Source organism: Oscillospiraceae bacterium, from assembly GCA_015068645.1.
Classification (GTDB): Bacteria; Bacillota; Clostridia; order UMGS1840; family UMGS1840; genus SIG452.
Map to the genome: position 1 here is coordinate 30832 of SVKD01000010.1, position 25647 is coordinate 56478.

Genomic DNA, 25647 nt, shown 5'->3' on the forward strand with positions numbered 1-25647 from the left:
AATATTGGTTTTTATGTGTTGCTGTTTGTCATCTTTATGACGGTATTATCCGTTCTGACAACCGGTTCTGAAATAGAAACCATTAACTATTCCGATTTTGTGAATTCTTTCCAAGCAGGTGAGGTTCGTTCTATGGACTATCATCTGGGCGAAAATCGCATTGAAGGGATTATCAAAAAAAATGGTCACGAGAAAAAGTTTGATGTAATCATCCCCAGCCTTGATACCTTAAATCAGGATATCGGAACCAAAATCAACGAATCCATGACCACAACTGAGGGCAATAAATTAACCTATAAGGTAATTCAGCCTCAGGAAGCTCCTTGGTGGTTTGCATTGATTTCTCCGTTAGGACTTATCATTATTGCAGTATTATTTTGGGTATTTTTCCTTCGTCAGGCCAATGGTGGCGGCGGGGCAATGTCTTTTGGTAAGAGCAAAGCGAAAATGACGGACCCTTCCAAAACTACGGTAACATTTATGGACGTAGCAGGTGCTGATGAGGAAAAAGAAGAACTAAAAGAAGTGGTGGATTTCTTAAAAAATCCCCAGAAATATCACGCTATCGGTGCCAGAATCCCCAAAGGGTTACTGTTGGTGGGACCTCCGGGTACCGGTAAAACCTTGTTGGCAAAAGCCTGTGCAGGGGAAGCGGGCGTACCCTTTTTCTCCATCAGCGGTTCCGACTTTGTGGAAATGTTTGTTGGTGTGGGTGCATCCCGTGTGAGAGATTTGTTTGAAAATGCGAAAAAAGCAGCTCCCTGTATTATTTTTATTGATGAAATTGATGCTGTCGGCCGTCACAGAGGTGCCGGTTTGGGTGGCGGTCACGATGAACGTGAACAGACTTTAAACCAGTTACTGGTTGAAATGGACGGTTTTACCGAAAATCAGAATATCATTATCATTGCAGCAACCAACCGTCCCGACATTTTAGACCCGGCACTCCTTCGTCCCGGTCGATTTGACCGTCAGTTGGTAGTGAACTATCCTGACGTGAAAGGCAGAGAAGAAATTTTAAGAGTTCATGCAAGAAAGAAACCTTTGGCTGCTGATGTGGATTTAGGTGTGATTGCAAAAACCACTGCAGGATTCACCGGTGCTGACTTGGAAAACCTGTTAAATGAAAGTGCGCTGCTGGCAGCACGTCAGCAGAAAACCAAAATCACCATGCAGGATGTTTCCGAAGCGATGATTAAGGTGATTGCAGGACCGGAAAAGAAATCCAAAAAAGCCAGCGAAAAAGAGAAAAAACTGACTGCTTATCACGAAGCAGGCCATGCAATTGTGACCAAACTTCTGCCCAATCAGGACCCCGTACATCAGATTTCCATTATTCCCAGAGGCCGTGCAGGCGGTTACACTCTGTCCTTACCCAGTGAGGATAAAATGTATGCCTCCAAGGTTGGAATGCTGGAAGAAATCGTGGTGCTGTTGGGTGGTCGTGTTGCAGAAAAACTGGTGCTGGACGATATTTCCACCGGTGCTTCCAACGACATTCAGCGTGCTACCAAAATTGCCCGTGAAATGATTACCAAGTACGGTATGAGCGAAAAATTAGGGCCCATTTGCTTCGGAAGTGAACAGGACGAAGTATTTATCGGAAAAGATTTTGGTCAGACCAGAAACTATTCCGAACAGGTAGCTGCATTAATCGATGATGAAATCAAAGCAGTGATTGATGGTTGTTATGAGCGTTGCCAGACCTTATTATCCGATAATATGGAACTGCTTCACGCGTTATCCGATTTACTGTTGGAAAAAGAAAAAGTGGAAGGCGACGAATTCTTGGCATTATATAACAAAATGAACGGAATCGTAGAACCTGTATCCGTTGATGCTGATTCCGATGAGGCGCAAGATGGCAACAACTAAGAAAAAATTCTATGCCGTAAAGATAGGGAAAATTTCAGGGATCTATGAATCTTGGGCAGCATGTGAACCGCTGATTAAGGGGTTTCCCGGTGCGGAATATAAAAGTTTTCCAACGAGAGCGGAAGCAGAGTTTTATTTGACAGGTGTTACACCGAAAGCTCCTCAGGAAGAACTACCGCCGGAAGGTACTCTTTATGCCTATGTGGACGGAAGCTATAATATTGAAAGCGGATTCTACGGTTACGGCGTAGTGCTGATTTTTCCCGATGGTCACACGGAAGAACAGCAGGGCGGTGACAAGAAAGAATCGGTTGCTACCATGCGTAATGTGGCAGGGGAATTAAAAGGTGCTATGATTGCTATGCAGTATGCGGTGAATCACGGCTTTTCCCAAGTGAAAATTTTTCACGACTACGAAGGAATTGCCAAATGGGCAAAAGGGGAATGGAAAACCAACCTGGATGCCACCGTAGCCTACCGTGAATTTGCCTGGATGATTCAATCCAGAATTAAAGTGGATTTTGAGAAAGTAGACGCCCATACCGGTGTGCTCTATAATGAACGTGCCGATGTTTTGGCAAAACAGGGCGCCGGCGTTATCGATTAATTTGAAATCGTAAAAAATGACAATATTTGCTTGGCAAGTATTGTCATTTTTATTTTTCTATGTTACAATAGAACTGATTTTAATCTGATAAATATAATTGCAACCAAGGAGAAACAACATGGACACTAAAAAACAAATTGTAAGAAAATGGTATGAAAAATTAGAATTTCCCGCTCATTTTGATGAGTTGTTTGAAGATGTGTTACAAAGAAAAGAAATTCCCGAAAACTGTGTGTTAGCTCGTTATAATGAGTTGTTGGATCAGCATGGTGATGTGGAACTAAATATGATGATGCTCCTTTACTTATGCGAAGAATTACAACAGTGGTTTTTTGATCGTGGGATTTCGGAAGAAATTTTTGTGCACACCATGAAAGATCTGGTGCTTTGGGCAGAAGATTATTTCAAACAGTCCGGCGGCGTGTTCGGGATTGCTTTTGAAGTGCTTTGGTTAGGTACCTATTATTCCGGTAAACTGTTCCGTCTTGGCAGACTGGAATTTGAAATGGCTACTGCTTGGAGAGATATTCCCGGCACCCACATCAAAAACGGAGATACCTATATTTCCGTACATATTCCCGAGGGCGGAGCGATGACTCCGGAATCCTGTCAGGCGTCCTTTGATATGGCGGTGGAGTTTTTTAAAACCCATTTCCCTGAATATAAATTTGACTGTTTCTTATGTCACACCTGGATGTTTGATGAACAGCTAAAAACGGTGTTGTCACCCAATTCCAATATTGTGAAATTCTTTGATTTCTTTGAAGTGGTAAATCAGGAAGAATCCGACGAAATTATTCGTCATATTTTTGGAAACGGTTCTACCAGAGAAAATATTTTAGACCGTCCGTGTAACTCTTCTTTGACCAAATGGATCGTACAAACCGTAAAAGAAAACGGAAAATTCTACGAAGGCTACGGCATTCGCAAAGTATCAATGGATTAACAAATTCACAAAATCTACAACTGTTTTTCATAAATGAAACATATCCTTTTGATAGAATCCAATCTGAATAAAGGAGGAATTTTCTATGAAACGAATTCTTTTTATTTTCGTAGCTTGTGTGTTAACCTTAGCTTTACTCGGCGGTTGTAACCAAAAACAGAACGAATCGTCTTTTAGCGACATTCAGAGCACCCGTTTTGACACGGTACAAACCATTACACTTTCCGATGGAGATATTCTTTATAACGGTTCTTCCGTAGGGGAATCAGGAGAGGTGTATGTAAGCCGTGACATTATCTATTACGAGGATATGGAAGTGTATCCCAGCGGTAATCCCTATGGGGAAGGTACCGATGTCGATCAACATACCAAAGAAGAAGCGGAGGACCATCGGGTTGTGAATATTACAAAACCCGGTTCTTATGTTATCAGTGGAACCATCTCTTTAGGGCAGATTCGTGTGGACTTAGGCAAGGATGCCAAAGAGAATCCCGAGGCAGTGGTAGAACTAATTTTGGACAATGCAGATATTACTTGCACTGTGGCACCTGCTATTTTATTTCAAAATGTGTATGAGTGCGACAAAGACTGGTCCCAGGATTCTGCCACTTTTGATGTGGATACCACAAAAGCAGGTGCAAACATCGTACTGGCAGAGGATAGTAAAAACATGGTGAACGGTTCCTATGTGGCAAAGATTTTTAAGGACAGCGAGGGGGAAAAGAAGCTCTATAAACAAGACGGTGCTATCTATTCCTATATGTCTATGAATGTGGATGGTCCCGGCAGTCTGGAACTGAATGCCGAAAACGAAGGTCTGGATTCAGAACTTCATCTCACCGTAAATGGCGGTGATATTACCATTCGTTCTCAGAATGACGGTATCAATACCAATGAAGACGGAATTTCCGTGACGACGATTAACGGCGGAAACCTTTATATTATGGCAGGGCTTGGCAAAGAGGGAGACGGTATTGATTCCAACGGTTGGCTGGTGGTAAACGGCGGAACTGTGGTATCCTGTGCCCATCCCGCATCGGATGCAGGGTTAGACAGTGATATGGGCTCCTTTGTGAATGGCGGAACTGTGATTGCCTTAGGTTCTACCATGGATTGGCCCGAAAGTGATTCCCGTCAGGTGACTATGAATCTGCAATTTCAAAACGCCGTGGATGCCAACGATGCGTTAGTAGTAAAAGATGTTGATGATAAGATTGTATTTGCTTACCAGACTGCGGAAGAAAAGTTGACAGGCAGAGATTACCGCGGTGCGATTATTTCCTCTCCCAATTTCCAACAAGGCGGAGAATATATCGTTTCTGTGGGTGGTGCACTTCAAGGAGATTCAACCAACGGATTATACGAAGTGGAAACAGTAGCGGAACAAGAGTACGGTGTTCAGCAGGGATATTTCGGTACAGATTTGCCCTTTGGAAAAGGTCCGCACGGAAAACCGCCTAAGTTTGATGGCGAACCTCCAAAAATGCCTGAGGGCATGATACCTCCTGGATTTCATGGTGAACCGCCTCAGTTTGACGGAGAACATCCGCCCATGCCTGAGGGAGGATTCCCGCCTGAATTCCAAGCAGAACCGTTGGAAGGGCAGGAGCAAAAAGAACGGTTTGTCATGGCAGACCAGGTGAACTTATTCACAGGTGTTTCTGATTTGATAGTAAGACCTTAACAGAAAAAGAGGTTACTTTTGATGCAAAACCAAAAAGATTCAAAAAAATCTGATATCCGTCCCTTTCGGATGTATGGGAACTTATATTTTGTGGGAAGCTCTGCCGTTTCGGTGCACGTCGTTGAAACATCTTCTGGACTTGTGATGATAGATACCGGATATCCCGATATGTATGAACAGATTTGTTTCAGTATGAAAGAGGTTGGGTTAAATCCCGAAGATATTTGTGCGATTTTTCATTCTCACGGACATATTGACCATTTTGGTTGTACCGAAAGGCTGAAAGCAATCTCCGGCGCCAAAACCTACATCAGCCGCATTGATAACGCCATCGTGAACGGTACCTACGATTGGTCCTGGGCAAAAGAATTGGGACTTCCCCGTGTGGAACCTTTTGATTGTGATGTTTTGGTAGAAGACGGCGATTCTTTTGTATTTGGTGACACAACGATTCGCTGTGTGTTAACGCCGGGTCATACCGAAGGTGTGCTTTCCTTTTTTGTCAATGTGGAAGAAGACGGCAAATCCTTGATTGCCGCAATGCACGGTGGCATCGGGATGAATAGTATGACCAAAGAATTTTTAGAAGAATACGGTTTCTCCAAAGATTGCCGTGAGATTTTTAGAAAAGGTCTTCATTCTCTAAAAAGTGAGCAGGTGGATATCGTGATGGGGAATCATCCTTTTCAGAATAACACCGAGGGTAAACTGAAACGCTTAGAAGCAGGGGAGTCTGCCTTTGTGGATTTCACAGAGTGGATTCGTTTTTTACAAGAAACCGAAGCTACGTTGGATGAAATGCTTGAAAACGAGGAAGAAAAATAAGAAAAATCGCTAAAAAATATTGACAAAGCTTGAAACTTATGCTATACTATGCTCTAATGAAAGGCTATGACGAAGAGGGCAACTCCAGGAGAACCCGGGAGAGAAGTGGCGGTTGGTGCGAGCCATGGGGGACAGGTTTTGTTTGTAGCTTCTGAGCCGAAAGGAAGAAAGTTTTTCTTTTTTAGAAGAAGGGAAAAATGAGTAGAACCTTTCCGTGATTGCTGCGTAAAAGCACAAGAGGTTGTTAGACCTTGAAAGTGGCAATGAAATTTTCGTTGCAATTTGAGTGGTACCGCGGGTGCATATTTTCGTAATACACTCGTCTCAAAGAATTTTACCGATACTTTGAGGCGAGATTTTTTTTGCCTCAAACACAGGAGGATTTTTTCTATGGAAAACTCAAGAGACATCAGCTTAAAAATTAAAGAAATGGCGTGGCGTATCCGTGAACTTCGTGAAATCGAAGGCTTCACCACCGAAGAAATGTCCGCAAAAACCGGCGTATCTTTGGAGGAATACGTGAGAATGGAAAACGGGGAAGCAGATTTAAACTTTGCTTTTATTTACCGTTGTGCAGAAGCGTTTCGTGTCAACGTAACCGATATTATTGAAGGTGCCAGCCCCAATTTGCGTTCTTACACCGTAACCCGTGCAGGAGCAGGTCAGCAGATTGCCAAAGCGCACGGTATGGTGTACTACAATATGGCACATGCTTTTCGGAACCGTATTGCAGAACCCTTGTACGTAGTGAGCGCTTATGATGAAGCAGCTCAGAATAAAGATATTGAATTAACCACTCACGACGGTCAGGAATGTGACATTGTTATTGAGGGGAACTTAATGGTGCAGATCGGGGAACATAAGGAAGTGTTAGGCCCCGGCGACAGCATTTATTACAACAGTAACACTCCTCACGGGATGATTGCAGTAAACGGTAAAGACTGTAAATTCTATGCGATTGTGCTTCGTGCCGATGCAGAAACTGTAGAAACCACCAAAGAAGTGGTGCCCACCGAACAGATTATCGGTTCCATTCACAGAGATACCAAAGACAGAATTTATCATAAATTTATTGACGTGGTGGAAGATGAACAGGGAACGCCCACCTCCATCACCTTTAAAAATACCGAAAAATTCAACTTTGCATTCGATTTGGTAGACGAGCTTTCCAGACGTGAGACTGATAAACTCTGTATGCTTCATATTTCCAAAAACAAAACCGAGCGTCGTTTTACCTTTACCGATATGCGTAAAAAATCCAGTCAGTGTGCCAACTACTTTGCATCCTTGGGAATCAAAAAGGGTGACAGAGTAATGCTGATTTTAAAACGTCACTATCAGTTCTGGATTGCAATGCTGGGTTTAAACAAACTGGGTGCTGTTGCTATCCCTGCAGTTGATCAGCTTCACGAACACGATTTGGAATACCGGTTCCAGTCTGCAGGAGTAAGTGCAATTGTTTGTACTGCAGACGGCGAAGTTGCAAATTATGTGGATATGGCGGCGAAAACTTGCCCTACATTAAAACATAAAATGTTAGTTGGTGGCAAAAAAGAAGGCTGGAGAAACTTTAACGAAGAATATAAACGTTTCAGCACGCATTTTGACCGTACGGAAGATTCTCCCTGCGGTGATGATACCATGCTGATGTATTTCACTTCAGGTACCTCCGGCTATCCCAAAATTGCAACCCATAACTATAAATATCCCTTAGGTCATTTCCACACTGCAAAATATTGGCATAATGTGGATCCCGATGGATTGCACTTTACCATTTCCGATACCGGTTGGGCAAAGGCAATGTGGGGAAAACTGTATGGTCAGTGGCTCTGTGAAGCTGCAACCTTTGTGTATGACTTTGACCGTTTCGATGCAGCAGAAATTCTGCCCATGTTTGCAAAACACAATATCACCACCTTCTGTGCACCGCCTACCATGCTTCGTATGATGGTAAAACAGGATATTTCCAAATATGATTTCTCCTCCGTCCGCCATATGACCACAGCCGGGGAAGCACTCAATCCTGAAGTTTACCGTCAATTTGAAAAGGCAACGGGACTGCAGATTAAAGAAGGTTTCGGTCAGACCGAAAGTACTATGATTATTGGTAACTTAGTTGGCAAACCCCATAAAATCGGTGCAATGGGTAAACCTGCTCCGATTTATAAAGTGGAACTGCACAATGCAGACGGAGAACAGGTAAAAACCAGTGAATCCGGTGAAATCGTTATTAACGTAAAAGACGGGGCGCCCTGCGGTCTGTTTACCGGTTACTACGGTGCAGAAGAAAAAACCAAAGAAGTATGGCACGACGGTTACTATCACACCGGTGACGTTGCCTGGTGTGACGAAGACGGTTACTACTGGTATGTTGGCCGTGTGGATGACGTTATCAAATCCTCCGGTTACAGAATCGGACCCTTCGAAATCGAAAGCGTTATTATGGAATTGCCCTATGTGTTAGAATGTGGTGTTTCCGCTGTTCCTGATGAAGTAAGAGGTCAGATTGTAAAAGCATCTATTGTATTGGTTGCAGGCACTGAAGGTACCGACGAGCTGAAAAAAGAAATTCAAAATTATGTTAAGGAAAAAACCGCTCCGTATAAATATCCCAGAATTGTGGAATTTAAGGATAGCTTACCTAAGACCGTCAGCGGTAAAATCCAGCGTAATAAACTGTAAAATAAAAAATGACAATATTGTAACAAATATTGTCATTTTTTATTTTATGTGTTATACTGTATTATGATATGATATATAAATAATAACAAACAGCTTTGTTGCTTGGCATATAAAAGAAAAATATTGCCGTAAAACGGTTCTTGATGGTAAATCCAAAATATCCCCTTGAAAGAAAAGTGAAGTGATTGAATTTGGAAAAAACAAAAAAACTTTTACTGATTATGAATCCCTGTGCAGGGACAAAAAAAGCGAATAAATATTTGACCGATATTTTGGTGATGTTCGGAGAACACGGCTATCAAAACACTGTTTATCTGACGAAAGCTGCCGGCGATGCCAAGCAGTTTGCAAAAGAAAATGCCAAGGATTTTGATTTGATTGTAGCCATTGGAGGAGACGGTACCTTCAATGAGGTTGTTTCAGGTGTACTAAAGTCCGGCGCTGATGTGAAAATTGGTTATATTCCTGCCGGCAGTACCAATGATTTTGCCAACAGCTTAAAACTTTCCAAAAATATTATGCAGGCTGCAGAAGATATTATGGTGGGTTCCGTTCATGAAATTGATATCGGTTCTTTTAACGGAAGAACTTTTTCTTATGTGGCATGTTTTGGTGCCTTTGCAGAGGTGTCGTACAGAACGCCGCAAAATGCGAAAAATACTTTTGGGCACTTGGCTTATGTGTTGGAGGGGATTAAAGATATTACCAATTTAAAGAGCAAACATCTTCGCTTTATGGCAGATGATAATGTGGTTGAAGATGATTTTGTATTTGGTGCTATTTGCAATTCCACTTCTGTGGGAGGTGTCATTAATCTTGACCCCAAGCTGGTGGATTTCAGTGACGGATTATTTGAAGTGTTGCTGATAAAACCGCCCAAAGATTTTTTTGAGCTGAACGAGATTGTGATAGCATTAACTTCAAGAAAGTACAAATCAAAAATGATTACCTTTTTCAGCGCAAAACATATTGTGATTGAAACTTCAGAAAAGATTAACTGGACGTTAGACGGTGAATATGCTTATGGGGAAGAAACAATCCAAGTGGATAATTTAAACAAAGCGATTAAGCTGATTATCAATCAGACGCCTGAGAAATAGTCATTTGCTTGTTATGGCAAGAGGAATTCATAAAGCGAATCAACAATAATCTGTGTTTTTTGGAAGATCATGAGGATGTGCGAGAAGAATTTGACATTCTCCAAGAGATATTGAGACCTCTAATATCAGGATTGTGCTGCGCAAAAGGGAAAGCACATTGTTTGAAATGACATACGGTCTTTTCCATAAGAAAGAGGTATCGGAAATGGATACAATACAAGTGATTGCACAAATATTGGGAATGCTGACCGTTGTGCTTGGAATTTTAGCATATCAGGTGAAAACAGACAAGCAACTTTTGGTTGTGAATTTGTTGGATTGTGGCGTGTTTGCCGCTCACTATTTTTTGTTGGGTGCTATTCCCGGTGCGGTGTTAAACACGGTAGGAGTTCTTAGAAGTCTGGTGTACTATCACAAGAATAAAAGTTTTTACAGGCCCAAATTATTCCCCGTTTTATTTGCCTTTTTAATGCTTGTTTTAGGCATTTGGTCATCGGTTGTGGCCGGAGATGGTATTCACGCTGTTTTAGTCATTGCAGCTCTTGTGATAAACACCTTATGCTTATCTTTTAAAAGTGCCCAAAAAATCCGTATCAGTGTACTGATTACTTGTCCGATGGTGCTGATTTATGATATTATTGTGCATTCCGTGGGCGGTGCTGTTTACGAATCGGTAGCCATTGTGTCTGCTATAATCGGCATTATCCGATATCATAATCAAGAAGAAAAATAATCATATAAAAACTGACAACTAAGATGAACCCATATAGAAGAAATTTAAAATGAAATGGAGAACAGAAAATGAAGCATTTTATTTTCAACAAAGAACGTATGGACTTTCGTTATAGTTCCGGTACTACCATTTATAACGAAAAACTTTGGGACGGCAGATTAGTGAGTATTAACTACTGCGCAACCGGTATGCCCCCCCACGATCACGACTGCGTGATGGAAGCTCCTGTAACTGCTTTTGACCTGGCAGTTGACGGCAAGGATGCCACCTTTGGCTGGGAATTTGAAAACTGGGAAACCAAAGAAGAAGCATCCGGCAGAGCTTATGCGGAATTGACTTTAAAAAATCCCAAATTGCAATTACAGATGAGAGTGCAGACTTATTGCGGTGAAAACGGATTCTTCTCCCGTCATATTTATATTAAAAACTTATCCGATAAACCTCAGTCTATCACCAAAATTTCTCCCCTTTGCGGTACCTTATGGGAAAAGAAACACGATGTGAAAGACTCCTTGGGCGACTATGATCAATCCTTGGTTTATGTGGGTTGTTTCAAAGATAATCATTGGGGTGCAGAAGGTAATTTTGACTGGTACAATGTGCCTTACAATGCTTGGGTTTCTTTTGGCGGTGAAAATGGACGTAGCGGTCATGGTCATCCTTTTGCCATTGCAAAAAATGACCTTTTGGGCGGATATTTTGTATGTCAGATGGAATGGGGCGCAAACTGGAAGTTTGCATTCAAAAACGATTTTAGAAACTTTGCGGCAACCGATAACAACGGTTTGAAACCCTATATCCGTGTAAAATTCAATCTGTCTCCCGAAGCACCTGCACCTATGCGTGTGATGGAAGCGGGAGAAGAAGTGGAAGCACCCCGCATCCATTTTGGTTTTGGTTACAACGATTTTGACGATACCATTTACAATCTCCATACCTATCAGAGAAAATATTTATTACATAGACCCAGCCGTGGTTATGATATGATTTCCTATGACCATTGGGGTTATATGGAACACGAAATGACCGAAGAAAAACTGCTTATCGAAGTGGAACGTGCTGCAAAATTAGGTGCAGAAATTTTCGTGGTGGATGCCGGATGGTACGGCAGAGCAGATAAAAACTTCTGGTTAAGCGTTGGGGATTGGCATATGTGTCATCTGGAAAATGACCTGCATCCCGTGGTAAAACGTGCAAAAGAACTGGGCTTGAAATTCGGCCTTTGGGTAGAACCGGAAGCTTGGGGTATTGATAGCTTGGCACGTGAAGAACATCCCGGTTGGTTGCTCCAGCGTTACGGTCACGGTATCGAACGTGTGATTGATTTTTCTCATCCCGAAGCAGAAAAATATATTGAAGATGTGCTTTGCTCTTTAGTGGAAAAATATGACCTGGATATGATTCGTTTAGACTACAACAACGGTTATATCGGAGAAGGCGGCTTCAATGAAAACGGTGAATACTTAGAAAACAGCCATTGGCGTAACGTGGAAGCTATCCACAGAATTTTTGATAACATTCACAAAAAATATCCCGATCTGCACTTGGAAAACTGTGCATCCGGTGGCGGTAGAACTGACCTTGGTATGATGACAAGATTCTCTAAAACCCAGTTCTCCGACTGGTATAAATTCCCCAGAATTGCAAAAACCTTCAACGGTATGTCTATGTGCTTACCGCCGGAATGTTTAATGTTTATCTACGGCTCTGCCATGAGTGCATCTGCTTACGGTAATGCAGAATCTCAGCTGCAGATGACCATTCAGGGGATTCCTCAGCTGTCCGGTTATGCCCGTTATGAAGAAGAAGGCAATCCGGCTTTAGAAGCAATGATTCAGAAGTACTTAAAACTCTTTAAGGAATACATCAGACCCATTCATAACAAAGTGAAACTTTATCATCACACTCCTGTGGTGGGTGGATTCTCCGGCAGAGGTTGGGTGGTAACTGAAGCTATGCTTCCCGACGGTACTAAAGGTTATGTGAACATCAACCGTCTGCCCAATACCGAGGAAGACACCTGGCAGTTGAAACTGAAAGGTTGTGACTGCACCAAAGATTATATCTTGACCGATGTGGCAACCGGTAAACAGTTTGTAACCAGCGGATACAGCTTATTCTCTCAGGGAATGCCTGTTACTCTGGATGCATCTTTAACTTCCAAAATGTTCTTGGTGGAAATGAAATAATTTATGATTTTAAAATGACAATATCTCTGTTACTGAGATATTGTCATTTTTTTATCAAACTTAGAAAAAAATCACCAAAAAAAAGTTGTTTATTTTGTGGGAATCATCGGGGAGAACGAGCGCAAAATTTGTTGACTTTTGAAAGCTTATGTGATATAATTTATCTATTAAAATATGTTCTTGGTTAAAAGGAGTGATTCATCATTCTTGCGTTAGAAGAAAAAATCTTAAAAGAGGGTACCGTGTTACCCGGAGATATCCTGAAAGTGGATTGCTTTTTAAATCACAGATTGGATGTTCCTTTTTTGATGGAAATGGGGACAGAAATTGCCCGTTTGTATGAAAATGAGGGCGTTAATAAAATTGTTACCATCGAAACATCGGGGATTCCCATTGCATTTGCGGCGGCTCAGTTTTTGAATGTGCCGGTGATTTTTGCTAAAAAAGATAAATCCGGCAATATTTCCGACAGGGTTTATTCTGCCCGTGTGGAATCCTTCACCCGCAAAAATGTGTATGATGCCGTGGTAAGTAAAGAATATTTGGAAGCCGATGATAAGGTTCTTTTAATTGATGATTTTCTTGCCAAAGGAAATGCGCTTCACGGATTGATTCATATTGTGAATCAGGCCGGGGCATCCTTGGCAGGTTGTGTGGTTGCCATTGAAAAAGGGTTTCAGGGCGGCGGAGATGAGTTGAGAGCGCAGGGAATCCGCGTGGATTCTTTAGCAATTATTGAATCGATGACTGACGATTCGTTAACCTTCCGCAAATAACATTGTAAGAAAAAAACAAAATAAATAAAAATTGCCTCAAAGAGGCAAGGAGGGTATTTCAAATGAAAAAAATCCTTTCACTTCTGCTCGTTGCAGTAATGCTCTTAGGCGTATTAACCGCTTGCGGCGGCGAAACCACCAAAGAAGATGCTGTTGCATCTGATCTGACAATCGGTTTCATCTTCCTGCACGACGAAAACTCCACCTACGACAAAAACTTTTTGGACGCTGCTGAAGCTGCAACCAAAGAACTTGGTCTGAGCCCTGAAAACGTAATTATGAAGACCAACGTTCCTGAAGGTAACGAATGTTACGAAGCAGCAGCAGACTTAGCTGACCAGGGTTGCGATATCGTATTTGCAAACAGCTTTGGTCACGAACCCTACATGTTGCAGGCTGCAAAAGAATTCCCCGATGTAGAGTTCTGCCATGCAACTGGTACTACTGCTCATACTGAAAATGTTGCAAACTTCCACAATGCATTTGCTTCCATCTATGAAGGCAGATACTTAGCAGGTATTGCAGCAGGTATGAAATTAAACGAAATGATCGAAAGCGGTAAAATCACTGCTGACCAGGCAAAAATGGGTTATGTTGGTGCATACACCTATGCTGAAGTTGTTTCCGGTTACACCTCTTTCTATTTAGGTGCAAAATCTGTTTGTCCTTCCGTTACTATGGAAGTTCAGTTCACCGGCAGCTGGTATGATGAAGCTTTAGAAAAAGAAGCAGCAACCAAACTGCTGTCCAACAACTGTGTATTAATCAGCCAGCATGCTGACTCTATGGGCGCTCCCACTGCTTGTGAAAATGCAGGCGTTCCCAACGTTTCTTATAATGGAAGCACTCAGGAAGCTTGTCCTGAAACCTTCATCGTTTCTTCCAGAATCGACTGGGCTCCTTACTTCAAATATATCATTAACTGTGTTGGAAACGGTGAAACCATCGCTACTGACTGGTGTGAAGGTTTCGAAGCAGGTTCTGTAAAACTGACTGATGTAAACGAAGCAGTTGCAGCAGAAGGCACCAAAGAAGCTTTAGAAGAAGCGAAAGCAAAATTAATCGCAGGCGAAATTAAAGTGTTTGATACCGCTACCTTCACCGTTGAAGGAAAAACCTTAGATTCCTATATGGCAGACGTTGATACCGATGCCGATTATGAAAAAGATACTGAAGCTATCGCAGACGGTTACTTCCATGAATCCGAATACCGCAGCGCACCTTACTTCGATATCAACATCGACGGAATTACCTTGTTAAACAGCGCATTCTAATTAAGCCTGATTGTATAGGGCGGGGATTTTCTCCGCCCTATCTTCGGTTTTAGCACGTATGCGCGGTTTCCCAAGCAAAAGGCTGTGTGTTTGGGAAACCGCACAGAAAACTATAAAAATTGGAGATTGCTATGGAACAAAATGTGGCATTGGAATTAAAAAATATTACGAAAACTTTTGGTAGTGTGGTTGCCAATAAAAACGTTTGTTTAAACGTGAGGAAGGGCGAAATTCTTTCTATCTTAGGAGAAAACGGAAGCGGTAAGACCACATTGATGAATATGGTGTCCGGAATTTATTATCCTGATAGCGGCAGTATTTTTGTGAATGGAGAAGAGGTGAGAATTGCTTCTCCTAAAGATGCATTCCGCTATAAAATCGGGATGATTCACCAGCATTTTAAACTGGTGAATGTGTTTACTGCGGCAGAAAATATTATTTTGGGTTTGGAAGATGAAAAAGGATTTGATGTTGCCAAATCGGTTGAAAGAATTAAAGAAATCACCGAACAGTATGGATTTGAGCTGGACCCTGATAAGAAAATTTATGAAATGTCTGTGTCTGAAAAACAGACTGTGGAAATTATCAAGGTGCTCTTTCGCGGAGCAGATATTCTGATTTTAGATGAGCCCACTGCAGTATTGACTCCTCAGGAAACCACTAAGCTGTTTTCTGTGCTTCGCAATATGCGTGAGGACGGAAAAGCGATTATCATCATTACCCATAAACTACACGAAGTGCTATCCCTATCCGATAATGTGGCGGTGCTTCGAAAAGGGGAATATATCGGCACTGTGAAAACTGCCCAAACCAATGAATCAGAACTTACTGAAATGATGGTTGGTAAAAAAATCTCCTTAAATATTGAACGAAGTGAACCTAAAAATATGCAGGATCGTTTGGTAGTGAAAAATATTGATTGCGTGAACAGGGAAGGTATCAAACTTTTAGACAATGTTTCCTTCACAGCCCGTTCCGGTGAAATTTTAGGGATTGCCGGAATTGCAGGAAGCGGACAGAGAGAGCTTCTGGAGGCAATTGCAGGTCTTCAGCATTTAGAAGATGGCGAAATCCTGTACCTGAATCCGAAAACCGATGTAGTGGAAAATTTGCGTGATAAAACGCCTCTGGAAATTCGTCAGATGGGGGTGAGGCTTGCGTTTGTTCCCGAAGATCGTCTTGGTATGGGCTTGGTTGGCAATATGGACATTGTGGATAACATGATGCTACGAAGCTATAAAAAAGGAAAAACCTTCTTCCTGCAGAGAAAGAAACCGAAAAGTTTAGCAGAAGAAATTATTGAACGTCTGGAAGTGGTAACTCCTTCCTCAAGCACTCCCGTAAGAAGATTATCCGGGGGTAATGTGCAAAAAATTCTGGTTGGGCGTGAAATTGCATCTTCTCCCACGGTGTTAATGGCAGCATATCCCGTAAGAGGCTTAGATATTAACTCTTCTTACACCATCTATAATCTGTTAAACGAACAGAAAGAAAAAGGCGTAGCGGTTATTTTTGTGGGAGAAGACCTAGATGTGTTACTGGAACTTTGCGACAGGATTTTAGTAATCGGCTCCGGCAAAATTACCGGCATTGTAGATGGAAGACAGGCAACTAAAGAAGAAATTGGTATTTTAATGACCAAGTCTGCCAAGGATGATTCCGACAAATTGAAAGGAGGTGCCAAACAATGAAGCAATTAAAAAAGCAACCTGCAACCAAAGGCGGCGGTCTTCATCCGCATATTGTAAAGCGTGACGATATTGCCTGGTGGGAAGGCTGGATGATTCGTGCAATTGCGATTGTATTGGCACTGGTTGTGTGTAGTATTGTGACCATCTCCTTAACGAAATTGGATCCTCTCAAAATGTATCAAACGATGATGAAAGGGGCCGTGGGAACTCCACGTCTTACCTGGAATCTGATTCAGAACACTGCAATGCTTCTTTGTGTGGCATTGGCTGTAACTCCTGCATTTAAAATGAAATTCTGGAATATCGGTGCAGAAGGACAGGTTTTAATCGGAGGTTTGGCGTCAGCCTGCTGTATGATTTTTTTAGGAGAAAAATTGCCTACGGGTGCATTGATTGCGGTGACTTTCATTGCTTCGGTTGCAGCAGGTTCTCTTTGGGGATTGATTCCTGCATATTTTAAAACCCGAATCAATGCCAATGAAACCTTATTCACCTTAATGATGAACTATATTGCCATTCAATTGGTGGCATACTTTACTTTGGAGATGTCTATGCCGAAAGGGTCCGGTACTCCCAGAGTATTGGAATTCGGACAACTCCCCACGGTTTTAGGTCAGAAATATATGTTAAATATCATCATTGTGGCAGTGATTACCGTTTTGATGTATATTTATCTGAAGTATAGTAAGCAAGGATACGAAATATCAGTAGTGGGTGAAAGCGTGAACACTGCCAGATATATCGGCATCAATGTGAAGAAGGTAATGCTTCGCACCATGGCAATTTCAGGTGCTATTTGCGGGATTGCCGGATTTTTACTGGTAGCAGGCACAGACCATTCGTTGAAAGGTGACACCGCAGGCGGAAGAGGTTATACTGCAATTATGGTGTCCTGGCTTGCTAAATTCAATCCTATTTACATGGTTTTGACTTCTCTGCTTATCGTGTTTTTGGAAAAAGGTGCTTCCAAAATATCTGAAGTATATCGTTTGAATTCATCATTCTCCGATATTATCACGGGAATTATCATATTTTTTATTATCGGAGCAGAATTCTTCATTAACTATAAACTGAAATTCAAAGGCAAGGAGGAACAGGTATGGTAACAACAATTATCCAACGTGCAATCATGCAGGGGACTCCTTTATTGCTTGGTTCTACCGGTGAAATTCTCACCGAAAAATCAGGAAACCTGAATCTGGGAATTCCCGGTATTATGTATGTGGGAGCTATCAGCGGTGTGGCAGGTTCTTTTCTCTATGAGCACAGCGGAGTGGTTATGAATCCGCTTTTGGCAGTTCTGATTCCGCTTTTTTGTTCCATTTTAGGTTCTCTTCTGATGGGGCTGATTTACTGTTTCTTAACCGTAACCCTTCGCGCAAACCAGAACGTAACAGGGTTAGCCCTTACCACCTTCGGCATTGGGATTGGGAATTTCTTCGGCGGTTCTCTCATAAAATTAGTGAACACCGATGTTCCCTCCATCTCTCTTTCCAGAACCAGTCAGATTTTTAAAACACAACTTCCTTTTGCCAATAGCTTAGGTTGGTTCGGGGACATCTTTTTATCTTATGGCTTTTTGGTATACGTTGCAATTGCGATTGCGCTGTTCAGTTCATTCCTCTTAAATAAAACCAGAGTTGGTCTTCATTTAAGGGCAGTGGGAGAAAGTCCTGAAACTGCAGATGCAGCAGGTATCAACGTAACCAAATATAAATACATTTTCACTTGTATCGGTAGTGCCATTGCAGGTCTTGGCGGCTTGTATTATGTGATGGATTATGCCAATGGTGTTTGGTCCAACAACGGCTTTGGTGACCGTGGATGGTTGGCCATTGCTTTGGTTATTTTCTCTATGTGGCGACCGTCCTTAAGTATTTTAGGTTCCATTTTATTTGGATTTTTATATGTAATTCCCACTTACATTCCCAATATCAGTGTCAGCAGTAAACTGCTTTTTGATATGTTGCCCTATGTGGTAACTGTTATTGTGCTGATTATCACCAGCATTCGTAACAGAAAAGAAAATCAACCTCCCGAAGCACTCGGCTTACCCTACTTCCGTGAGGAACGATAATTTATATATCCCAATAGACAACAGGTATTAAAGGAGAAAAATTATGGCATTTTTTGAAGCAAATTTTTATAGCGAATCTTTAGGATTTCAGACTACCGCTTATGTGATTAAGCCTCAGAGAAGCACCGAAGGACAAATCGGTGTGGACGGTAAAGTGGAGAACGGTGAATACAAATGTTTATATTTACTGCATGGATTAAGTGACGACCATACCATCTGGATGCGTCGTACCTCCATTGAACGCTATGCAGAGGAATATGGTATCTGTGTGGTAATGCCCTTTGGTGGAAAAGGATTTTACACCGATATGAAATATGGGGAGAAGTACTATACCTATATTACCGAAGAATTACCTCGCTTAATGGAAGAATTTTTCGGAATTCCTCGCAAGAAGGAACTGAATTTTATCGCAGGTCTTTCTATGGGCGGTTATGGCGCCTTAAAAATCGGACTCAGAAATCCTGACCGTTATACCGCTTGCGCAGGCCTTTCCGCAGTAACAGATATTTATCTGTGGGCAAGAACCTGCCCTGATTTTATGCCTGCAATTTTTGGGGATGATTTAAATGTTCCTGCAACAGAAGATTTATTTTTCCTTGCAGAAGAGCTGGATAAAAAAGAGGAAAAAATCCGTGTGTATATGGGAGTTGGGACAGAAGACTTTGTATATGAGGAAAATGTAAAACTCCGTGATAAATTCAATACCCTTCATTTCGATTATACCTACCGTGAATCCGCAGGAACTCATTGTTGGACATTCTGGGATGAATATATCCAGTATGTGTTAGCATGGATGTTTGGCGACAAGTAATCTTGTAGCTAAAAACGAGATGTTATGAAAATAGCAACAACCATCCAAGGGATGGAAGCTTATGCAGATACGCCGGCTCAGGTGGTTTCTCTGTTTGTCGATACCCCTTTTCGGTATTTGGATTATGATTTTGGCAGTGTGTTGAAAGTTTCCGAACATTGGTTTATGGGTGACGGATGGCGGGATGAAATCCAAAAGACCAAAGCCAATGCAGACCGTTTGGGGATTCACTTTGTGCAGGCACACGCTCCCAGCTTCATTTTGCAGGGTGAACGGGCAGAATATGGAATTTCTGCCGCAATTCGTGCCATTGAGGCGTGCAAAATCCTGGGAATTTCCAAGATGGTGGTTCATTCCGGCTTTTTTCCCGAAATAAAATATCCCCACGGAGCAGAGGAGTATTTTAGAACAAATGCTCCCTATTTTCAGGCGTTGATTCCTGCAATGGAAGCAAATCACGTGCATATTTTATTTGAAAATACCACCATCAAACATTGCAGAGAAGGGTGCTATTTTCCCATTTATGCCAAAGATTTAAACGCAATGGTGGCTTATATGAACCATCCGTTGTTTGGTGCTGCCTGGGATGTGGGACATGCCAATATTGATAAGATTGACCATCAGAAAGAAATTTTGGAATTGGGCAGTAATTTGGGTGCAATTCACGTTCACGATAACCGTGGATATCTGGATGAACATCTGATGCCTATGATGGGGAATTGTGATTACGATTCTTTGATGAGAGGATTGATTCAGTCCGGATTCAATGGTTATTTTACCTTAGAGGTGAAACATTTATTTGATTACCACCGAACGATGCAATCCGACGGGCCTTTAGCAAAAGGAAGCGTAGCAATCAGAAAGGAAGCACTTTCGCTGATGTATCATATTTGCAAACACATTCTTTCAACGTACGGTGTGTATGAAGAGTAGCAACAATTTGATTTGACTAAGAAAGGAAGGAAAGTTCCTATGAAATTTGAAAAAATAATGTTAGATGACGAAGCTGAACTGTGGACATACATTGCTGACCAAAACCCTTGGTACAAGAGAAAAGCAATGTTGGTGATTCCCGGTGGCGGTTATGAGTTTGTGGATAATTTTGTGGAAGGTGACCCTGTGGCACAGGCATTTTTGCCATATGGATTCAATGCCTTTGTGCTTCGTTATTCCGTGAATAAAATGCAAAATAAGTTCCCCGATCAGCTGATTCAGGCAACCAAAGCAATGAAATATATCCGTGACCATGCCGAAGAATACGGTATGGATCCCGAAGAGGTGTATGCCGTTGGATTTTCTGCAGGCGGACATTTATGTGGTTCTTTAGCAACCATGTGGATGCTTCCCGAGTTGCAGGAAGCGGTACCGATGCCCTATGGTTACAATAAACCTAAGGGTGTGGTGTTGGTTTATCCTGTGGTGACAGGAAACCCTGAATTTTCTCATCAGGACAGTTTCCGTAATCTGCTTTGTAACCCCAATCCCACCGCGGAAGAGTTGGCATCTGTCAGCTTAGAAAATCTGGTAGATGAAAACACAGTTCCTGCCTATATTGTGCATGGTGGTGCCGACGAAGTTGTGCCGGTGGAGAATTCTCTGATTTTGGCAACGGCATACAGTAAGGCAAAAATTCCCTTTGAACTGCATATTTATCCCGGCAGACATCATGGTTTTGGTTTGGGAAATGAAGTGACCGCCCAGATGGAATGCCATATCGGTGAAAATATCAGCCAATGGGTAAAACAAGCAGTTCTTTGGATGAAATCTCTGTAACGAAGAACCCGACTCGAACGACATCATAAAGGAGAAGCCAATGAAGATTTTAGTATGTATCAAGCAGGTACCCGGTTCTTCCAATGTGGAAGTGGACCCGGTTACCGGTGTGTTAAAACGAGACGGAATCCAGAGCAAAATGAATCCCTATGACTTATATGCCATTGAAACAGCGCTGTCTTTAACCGAACAGTATGGAGGTAGTGTGGAAGTGATCACCATGGGACCTCCTCAGGCAAAGAGTATTATCACAGAAGCCATTTGTATGGGAGCAAAAAAAGGTTCTGTGTTGTCCGATAGAAAATTTGCAGGTGCAGATGTTTTGGCAACTGCCTACACCATTTCTCAGGGAATTCAAAAAGCAGGGGAGTTTGATGTAATCCTTTGCGGAAAACAGACCACCGATGGTGACACTGCTCAGGTTGGTGCGGAAGTTTCTGAATTTTTGGGTATTCCCAATGTGGCAAATGTGTTGTCTGTTACCAATGTGACAGATGATTCTATCACCGTTACCGCATCTTTGGACGATAAGGTTGCAACAATGAATATCAAAATGCCTTGTCTGTTGTCTGTGGACGGAGACATCAATTCTCCCAGACTTCCTTCTTATAAAGTGCTACAGAGTGTGACCGATGATTTGATTACTATCTATTCCTTCTCTGATTTTGCAGACCAAAATCCTGACCATTACGGTCTGATGGGTTCTGCCACTCAGGTAGAACGGATTTTCCCGCCGGAAAAGAATGCGGAAAAACGCAGTATTTCGGGAAATTCCGAGGAACAGAGCGAAGGCTTGTATCAGTTAATTCGGGAACGGAAACTGGTGTAAAAGGGGAGGAAATATTATGGGTAAATTAGTAGTCAATCAGAATCTTGTCACCAAAGAAAATGCACCCGAAATTCAATCCCTTTGTCCCTTTGGTGCCATTACATACGAGAATGATAAATTAGATATTTCTTCCGCTTGTAAAATGTGTAAGCTTTGTGTGAAAAAATCAGGCGGTGTGGTCACTTTTGAGGAAGAAGTGAAAAAAAGCGTGGACAAATCCTTATGGAAGGGGATTTGTGTGTATGTGGACCACATGGAAGGAACCATTCACAGAGTCACTTATGAACTGTTAGGCAAGGCAAAAGAACTTGCTAAGGTAACAGGTCACCCCGTGTATGCATTGATGATGGGTTCTGCTATCGGAAACAGCGTGGAAAAACTCCTTCACTACGGCGTGGATAAAGTGTTTGTGTATGACAAACCTGAACTGAAAGATTTCAGAATTGAGCCTTATACCGCTTGTTTCTGCGATTTTATTGAAAAAGTGAAACCCTCCTCTATCCTGGTTGGAGCCACCAATTTAGGACGTCAGCTGGCTCCCCGTGTGGCGGCTCGTCAGAGAGCAGGCTTAACTGCAGACTGTACTGTTTTAGAAATGAAAGAAAATACCGATTTGGTGCAGATTCGTCCTGCATTCGGCGGTAACATTATGGCGCAGATTATCTCGCCTGATACCCGTCCTCAGTTCTGCACCGTTCGTTATAAAGTGTTCACCGAACCTGCTCCCACCAAAGAAACACAAGGTGAAATTGTGAATATGGAAATCGGAGCAGACAAACTGACTTCTGCCATTTCCGTGATTTCCACCTTGGATAAGCCTAAGGACATTGATATTTCTGAGGCTGATGTGGTGGTTGCTGTGGGCAGAGGTGCTATGAGTGAAGCGTTAAGAGCTCAGGCAAAAGAACTTGCTGATTTATTGGGCGGTGTGGTTGCTTGTACCCGTCCTTTGGTGGAAGGTAACATTATGGATGCCAAGCATCAGATTGGTTTGTCCGGCAGAACTGTAAAGCCCAAATTCATCATTTGCCTTGGTATTTCCGGCGCCGTTCAGTTTGCGGCAGGAATGAAATCTTCCGATTGCATTGTGGCAATTAACACCGATCAATCTGCTCCCATTTTTGATGTGGCACATTATGCCATTGTGGGAGACGTAGCGGAAATTTTACCCCGTCTGATTGCAAAAATAAAGGAGGGTGAAGCAAATGCTTAACGAAAGAAGTAAAGTAACCCTTGATGACATCAAAGTATTACAGGGCATTTTAGGGGAAGAAAACGTATTGGTTGGCGATGCTATCAGTCCCGACTATGCTCACGACGAACTGGGCGGCATTGAAAAAATGCCCGAAGTGTTGGTTCGTGTGCATACCACCGAAGAAATCTCTTTGGTAATGAAATTAGCTTGGCAGAAAAGTATTCCGGTTACTGTTCGCGGAAGTGGAACAGGGCTGGTTGGTTCTGCTGTTCCCGTTTGCGGTGGTATCTTAATGGAAACCACCAAAATGAATAAAATTCTGGAGCTGGATACCGATAACTTAACCGTTACCGTTCAGCCCGGCGTTTTATTGATGGAACTGGCAGCGTTTGTGGAAGAAAACGACTTTTTATATCCCCCCGATCCCGGTGAAAAATCCGCTACCATCGGTGGTAACATTTCCACCAATGCAGGGGGAATGAGAGCAGTAAAATACGGCGTAACCCGTGATTATGTGAGAGCGTTGACTGTGGTAATGCCCAATGGTGAAATTGTTAAGCTGGGTGCTAAAGTTGCAAAAAACAGTTCCGGTTACAGCTTAAAAGATCTGGTAATCGGTTCGGAAGGAACCCTTTGTATTATCACCGAAGCAGTGCTGGAAGTGATTCCGCTTCCTAAAGTATCACTGTCTTTGTTGGTTCCGTTTGCCGATATGAAGAGTGCCATTGAAGCGGTACCTCGGATTTTCCGTTCTAAAATCACGCCCACCGCCATCGAATATATGTCTCGTGACACCATTTTATTTGCGGAAGATTACCTTGGCAAAAAATTCCCCGACACCAAAAACGATGCGTATATTCTCTTAACCTTTGACGGTAATACCGATGCCCAGGTGGATGCAGATATGAAAGCTGTGGCAGATTTATGTCTCTCCATCGGCGCTTTGGATGCATATATTGTGGATACTGAGGAACGTAAAAAATCCGTTTGGTCTGCCCGTGGTGCTTTCTTAGAAGCTATCAAAGCGTCCACTCCTGAAATGGACGAATGTGACGTGGTGGTGCCGGTAAATCAGGTAGATGAATTTATTAAATTTACCCACGCTTTAGCAGACGAAATGAATGTTCGTATCCCCAGCTTCGGTCACGCAGGAGACGGTAACTTACACGTTTACATTTGTCGTGACAGTTTAAATGATGCCGATTGGAAACAAACCTTAGATACTTGCTTTGACAAAATGTATGAAAAAGCAGAAGAACTGGGTGGTCTGGTCTCCGGGGAACACGGTATCGGCTACGCGAAAAAAGAATATTTGAAAAAACAGTTGGGAACTGTGCCCATTGAAATTATGCAGGGCATTAAAAAGGTGTTTGACGAAAAAAACATCTTAAATCCCGATAAAATCTGCTTTTAATTTTTCTTGACAGTTTGATATTTTGACATTTTAGTTGTTTGGGAAATCAGGAAAACAAAAAAAGGAACTAAAATCATGTTGGAATTGATATTTGGTATCTTTGCTCTTTTGGGAGCATTGGACCGTATAACAGGGAATCACTTAAAAATCGGTGAAGAATTTGAAAAGGGAATTCTTGCTGTGGGCACGTTAGCTGTTGCTATGGTGGGAATGATTACCATTGCTCCCACTTTGGCAAATCTTTTGACTCCTGCCTGCAGTTGGCTTAGTCAACAGATGAGGATTGACCCCTCGTTTTTAGGCGGTTTTGTGGCAAATGATATGGGCGGTGCTTCTATTTCGGCAGAATTATCGCAGACGGCTTTCAGCCGTTTTCACGGGTTAGTGGTTGCCGCTATGATGGGGGTAACCATCTGTTTTACCATTCCCGTGGCGTTAAAAATGGTGAAAAAAGAATACCATCAAGATATGCTCACCGGAATTTTGTGCGGTGTTGCAACCATTCCCTTAGGTTGTGTGGCATCAGGTCTTTTTATGGGATTTTCTATCGGAGAACTGCTTTTGAATTTACTTCCTGTGATTTTCGTTTCTTTGCTTACTTGCTTAGGACTGGTTTTTTGTCCCGACGTTTGCAGAAAAGTGTTTGAGGGAATCGGAAATCTGGTGCTTATCATCATCACTGTTGGACTGGCCGCAGGAATTTTCACCTATCTGACGGGATATGTGCTGATTCCCGGTATGGCTCCTGTTACGGATGGTTTTATGACGGTTGCCGGCATCGCAATGATTTTGGCGGGGGTATTTCCGCTGATTTCTGTGTTATCACGGCTCTTGAAAAAGCCCTTTGGTTGGATTGGCAGAAAGATGGGGATGAATGAGGATGCTGTGGTAGGTTTGTTGTCTTCTTTGGCAAACAGTATTCCCACTTTTACCTTGATTGAAAAAATGAATTCCCGGGGAATTATCATCAATATGGCATTTGTCACCTCTGCATCCTTCGTACTGGGAGACCACCTTGCCTTTACTATGACATTCGATGGAGAAATGATTCCCGCTATGGTGATTGGGAAACTAACAGGCGGGTTGCTGGCGGTTTTGGTTGCGGTGATATTGTGCCACCATCAAGATAACAAAACGGAGAAAACAAAATGAAGAAAAAGATTTTG

Annotated in this window: 21 protein-coding genes; all 21 read left to right on the forward strand. The window is 42.3% G+C overall.

Annotated features, from left to right (window positions below):
- The first annotated feature begins 36 nt into the window (after positions 1-36).
- Positions 37-1875 (forward strand): ATP-dependent zinc metalloprotease FtsH, encoded by a 1839-nt coding sequence (hflB, locus tag E7413_05690; GenBank protein ID MBE7019348.1) that lies wholly within the window; start codon positions 37-39, stop codon positions 1873-1875.
- Complete coding sequence (locus E7413_05695) at positions 1862-2482, forward strand: reverse transcriptase-like protein (GenBank protein MBE7019349.1); 621 nt, start codon at positions 1862-1864, stop codon at positions 2480-2482. Before hflB ends, E7413_05695 begins: the two co-directional genes overlap by 14 nt.
- Positions 2483-2600: 118 nt before the next feature.
- Positions 2601-3428, forward strand: a complete 828-nt coding sequence (locus E7413_05700) for a hypothetical protein (protein ID MBE7019350.1) — start codon at positions 2601-2603, stop codon at positions 3426-3428.
- Between the two features lie 85 nt (positions 3429-3513).
- The gene (locus E7413_05705; protein MBE7019351.1) at positions 3514-5112 is read left to right on the forward strand and encodes a carbohydrate-binding domain-containing protein; all 1599 of its coding nucleotides are present in this window, start codon (positions 3514-3516) and stop codon (positions 5110-5112) included.
- A 21-nt stretch (positions 5113-5133) separates the two neighbouring features.
- The gene (locus tag E7413_05710; GenBank protein MBE7019352.1) at positions 5134-5937 is read left to right on the forward strand and encodes an MBL fold metallo-hydrolase; all 804 of its coding nucleotides are present in this window, start codon (positions 5134-5136) and stop codon (positions 5935-5937) included.
- A gap of 390 nt (positions 5938-6327) precedes the next feature.
- On the forward strand, positions 6328-8619 hold the full coding sequence (locus E7413_05715; protein MBE7019353.1) for a cupin domain-containing protein: 2292 nt from the start codon (positions 6328-6330) through the stop codon (positions 8617-8619).
- 191 nt (positions 8620-8810) lie between these two features.
- A complete protein-coding gene (locus E7413_05720; protein MBE7019354.1) occupies positions 8811-9719 on the forward strand; it encodes a diacylglycerol kinase family lipid kinase in 909 nt (302 codons plus the stop codon).
- Positions 9720-9876: 157 nt separating this feature from the next.
- Positions 9877-10452, forward strand: coding sequence for a YgjV family protein (locus E7413_05725; GenBank protein ID MBE7019355.1), 576 nt, complete (start codon positions 9877-9879; stop codon positions 10450-10452).
- Between the two features lie 68 nt (positions 10453-10520).
- Complete coding sequence (locus E7413_05730) at positions 10521-12641, forward strand: alpha-galactosidase (GenBank protein MBE7019356.1); 2121 nt, start codon at positions 10521-10523, stop codon at positions 12639-12641.
- Positions 12642-12844: 203 nt separating this feature from the next.
- Positions 12845-13417 (forward strand): xanthine phosphoribosyltransferase, encoded by a 573-nt coding sequence (locus E7413_05735; GenBank protein ID MBE7019357.1) that lies wholly within the window; start codon positions 12845-12847, stop codon positions 13415-13417.
- Between the two features lie 62 nt (positions 13418-13479).
- Positions 13480-14691 (forward strand): BMP family ABC transporter substrate-binding protein, encoded by a 1212-nt coding sequence (locus E7413_05740; protein MBE7019358.1) that lies wholly within the window; start codon positions 13480-13482, stop codon positions 14689-14691.
- A 131-nt stretch (positions 14692-14822) separates the two neighbouring features.
- The gene (locus tag E7413_05745; protein MBE7019359.1) at positions 14823-16382 is read left to right on the forward strand and encodes an ABC transporter ATP-binding protein; all 1560 of its coding nucleotides are present in this window, start codon (positions 14823-14825) and stop codon (positions 16380-16382) included.
- Positions 16379-17488, forward strand: coding sequence for an ABC transporter permease (locus E7413_05750; GenBank protein ID MBE7019360.1), 1110 nt, complete (start codon positions 16379-16381; stop codon positions 17486-17488). Before E7413_05745 ends, E7413_05750 begins: the two co-directional genes overlap by 4 nt.
- The gene (locus tag E7413_05755; protein ID MBE7019361.1) at positions 17482-18459 is read left to right on the forward strand and encodes an ABC transporter permease; all 978 of its coding nucleotides are present in this window, start codon (positions 17482-17484) and stop codon (positions 18457-18459) included. Before E7413_05750 ends, E7413_05755 begins: the two co-directional genes overlap by 7 nt.
- A gap of 43 nt (positions 18460-18502) precedes the next feature.
- On the forward strand, positions 18503-19270 hold the full coding sequence (locus tag E7413_05760; GenBank protein MBE7019362.1) for an esterase family protein: 768 nt from the start codon (positions 18503-18505) through the stop codon (positions 19268-19270).
- A 24-nt stretch (positions 19271-19294) separates the two neighbouring features.
- Positions 19295-20203 (forward strand): sugar phosphate isomerase/epimerase, encoded by a 909-nt coding sequence (locus tag E7413_05765; protein ID MBE7019363.1) that lies wholly within the window; start codon positions 19295-19297, stop codon positions 20201-20203.
- 39 nt (positions 20204-20242) lie between these two features.
- A complete protein-coding gene (locus tag E7413_05770; protein MBE7019364.1) occupies positions 20243-21043 on the forward strand; it encodes an alpha/beta hydrolase in 801 nt (266 codons plus the stop codon).
- A gap of 40 nt (positions 21044-21083) precedes the next feature.
- Complete coding sequence (locus tag E7413_05775) at positions 21084-21872, forward strand: electron transfer flavoprotein subunit beta/FixA family protein (protein MBE7019365.1); 789 nt, start codon at positions 21084-21086, stop codon at positions 21870-21872.
- A gap of 16 nt (positions 21873-21888) precedes the next feature.
- Positions 21889-23085 (forward strand): electron transfer flavoprotein subunit alpha/FixB family protein, encoded by a 1197-nt coding sequence (locus E7413_05780; GenBank protein ID MBE7019366.1) that lies wholly within the window; start codon positions 21889-21891, stop codon positions 23083-23085.
- Positions 23078-24481, forward strand: a complete 1404-nt coding sequence (locus tag E7413_05785) for an FAD-binding oxidoreductase (GenBank protein MBE7019367.1) — start codon at positions 23078-23080, stop codon at positions 24479-24481. Before E7413_05780 ends, E7413_05785 begins: the two co-directional genes overlap by 8 nt.
- A gap of 75 nt (positions 24482-24556) precedes the next feature.
- Positions 24557-25633: an ethanolamine utilization protein EutH gene (locus E7413_05790; protein MBE7019368.1), complete on the forward strand. Its 1077-nt coding sequence runs from the start codon at positions 24557-24559 to the stop codon at positions 25631-25633.
- Positions 25634-25647 lie beyond the last annotated feature (14 nt).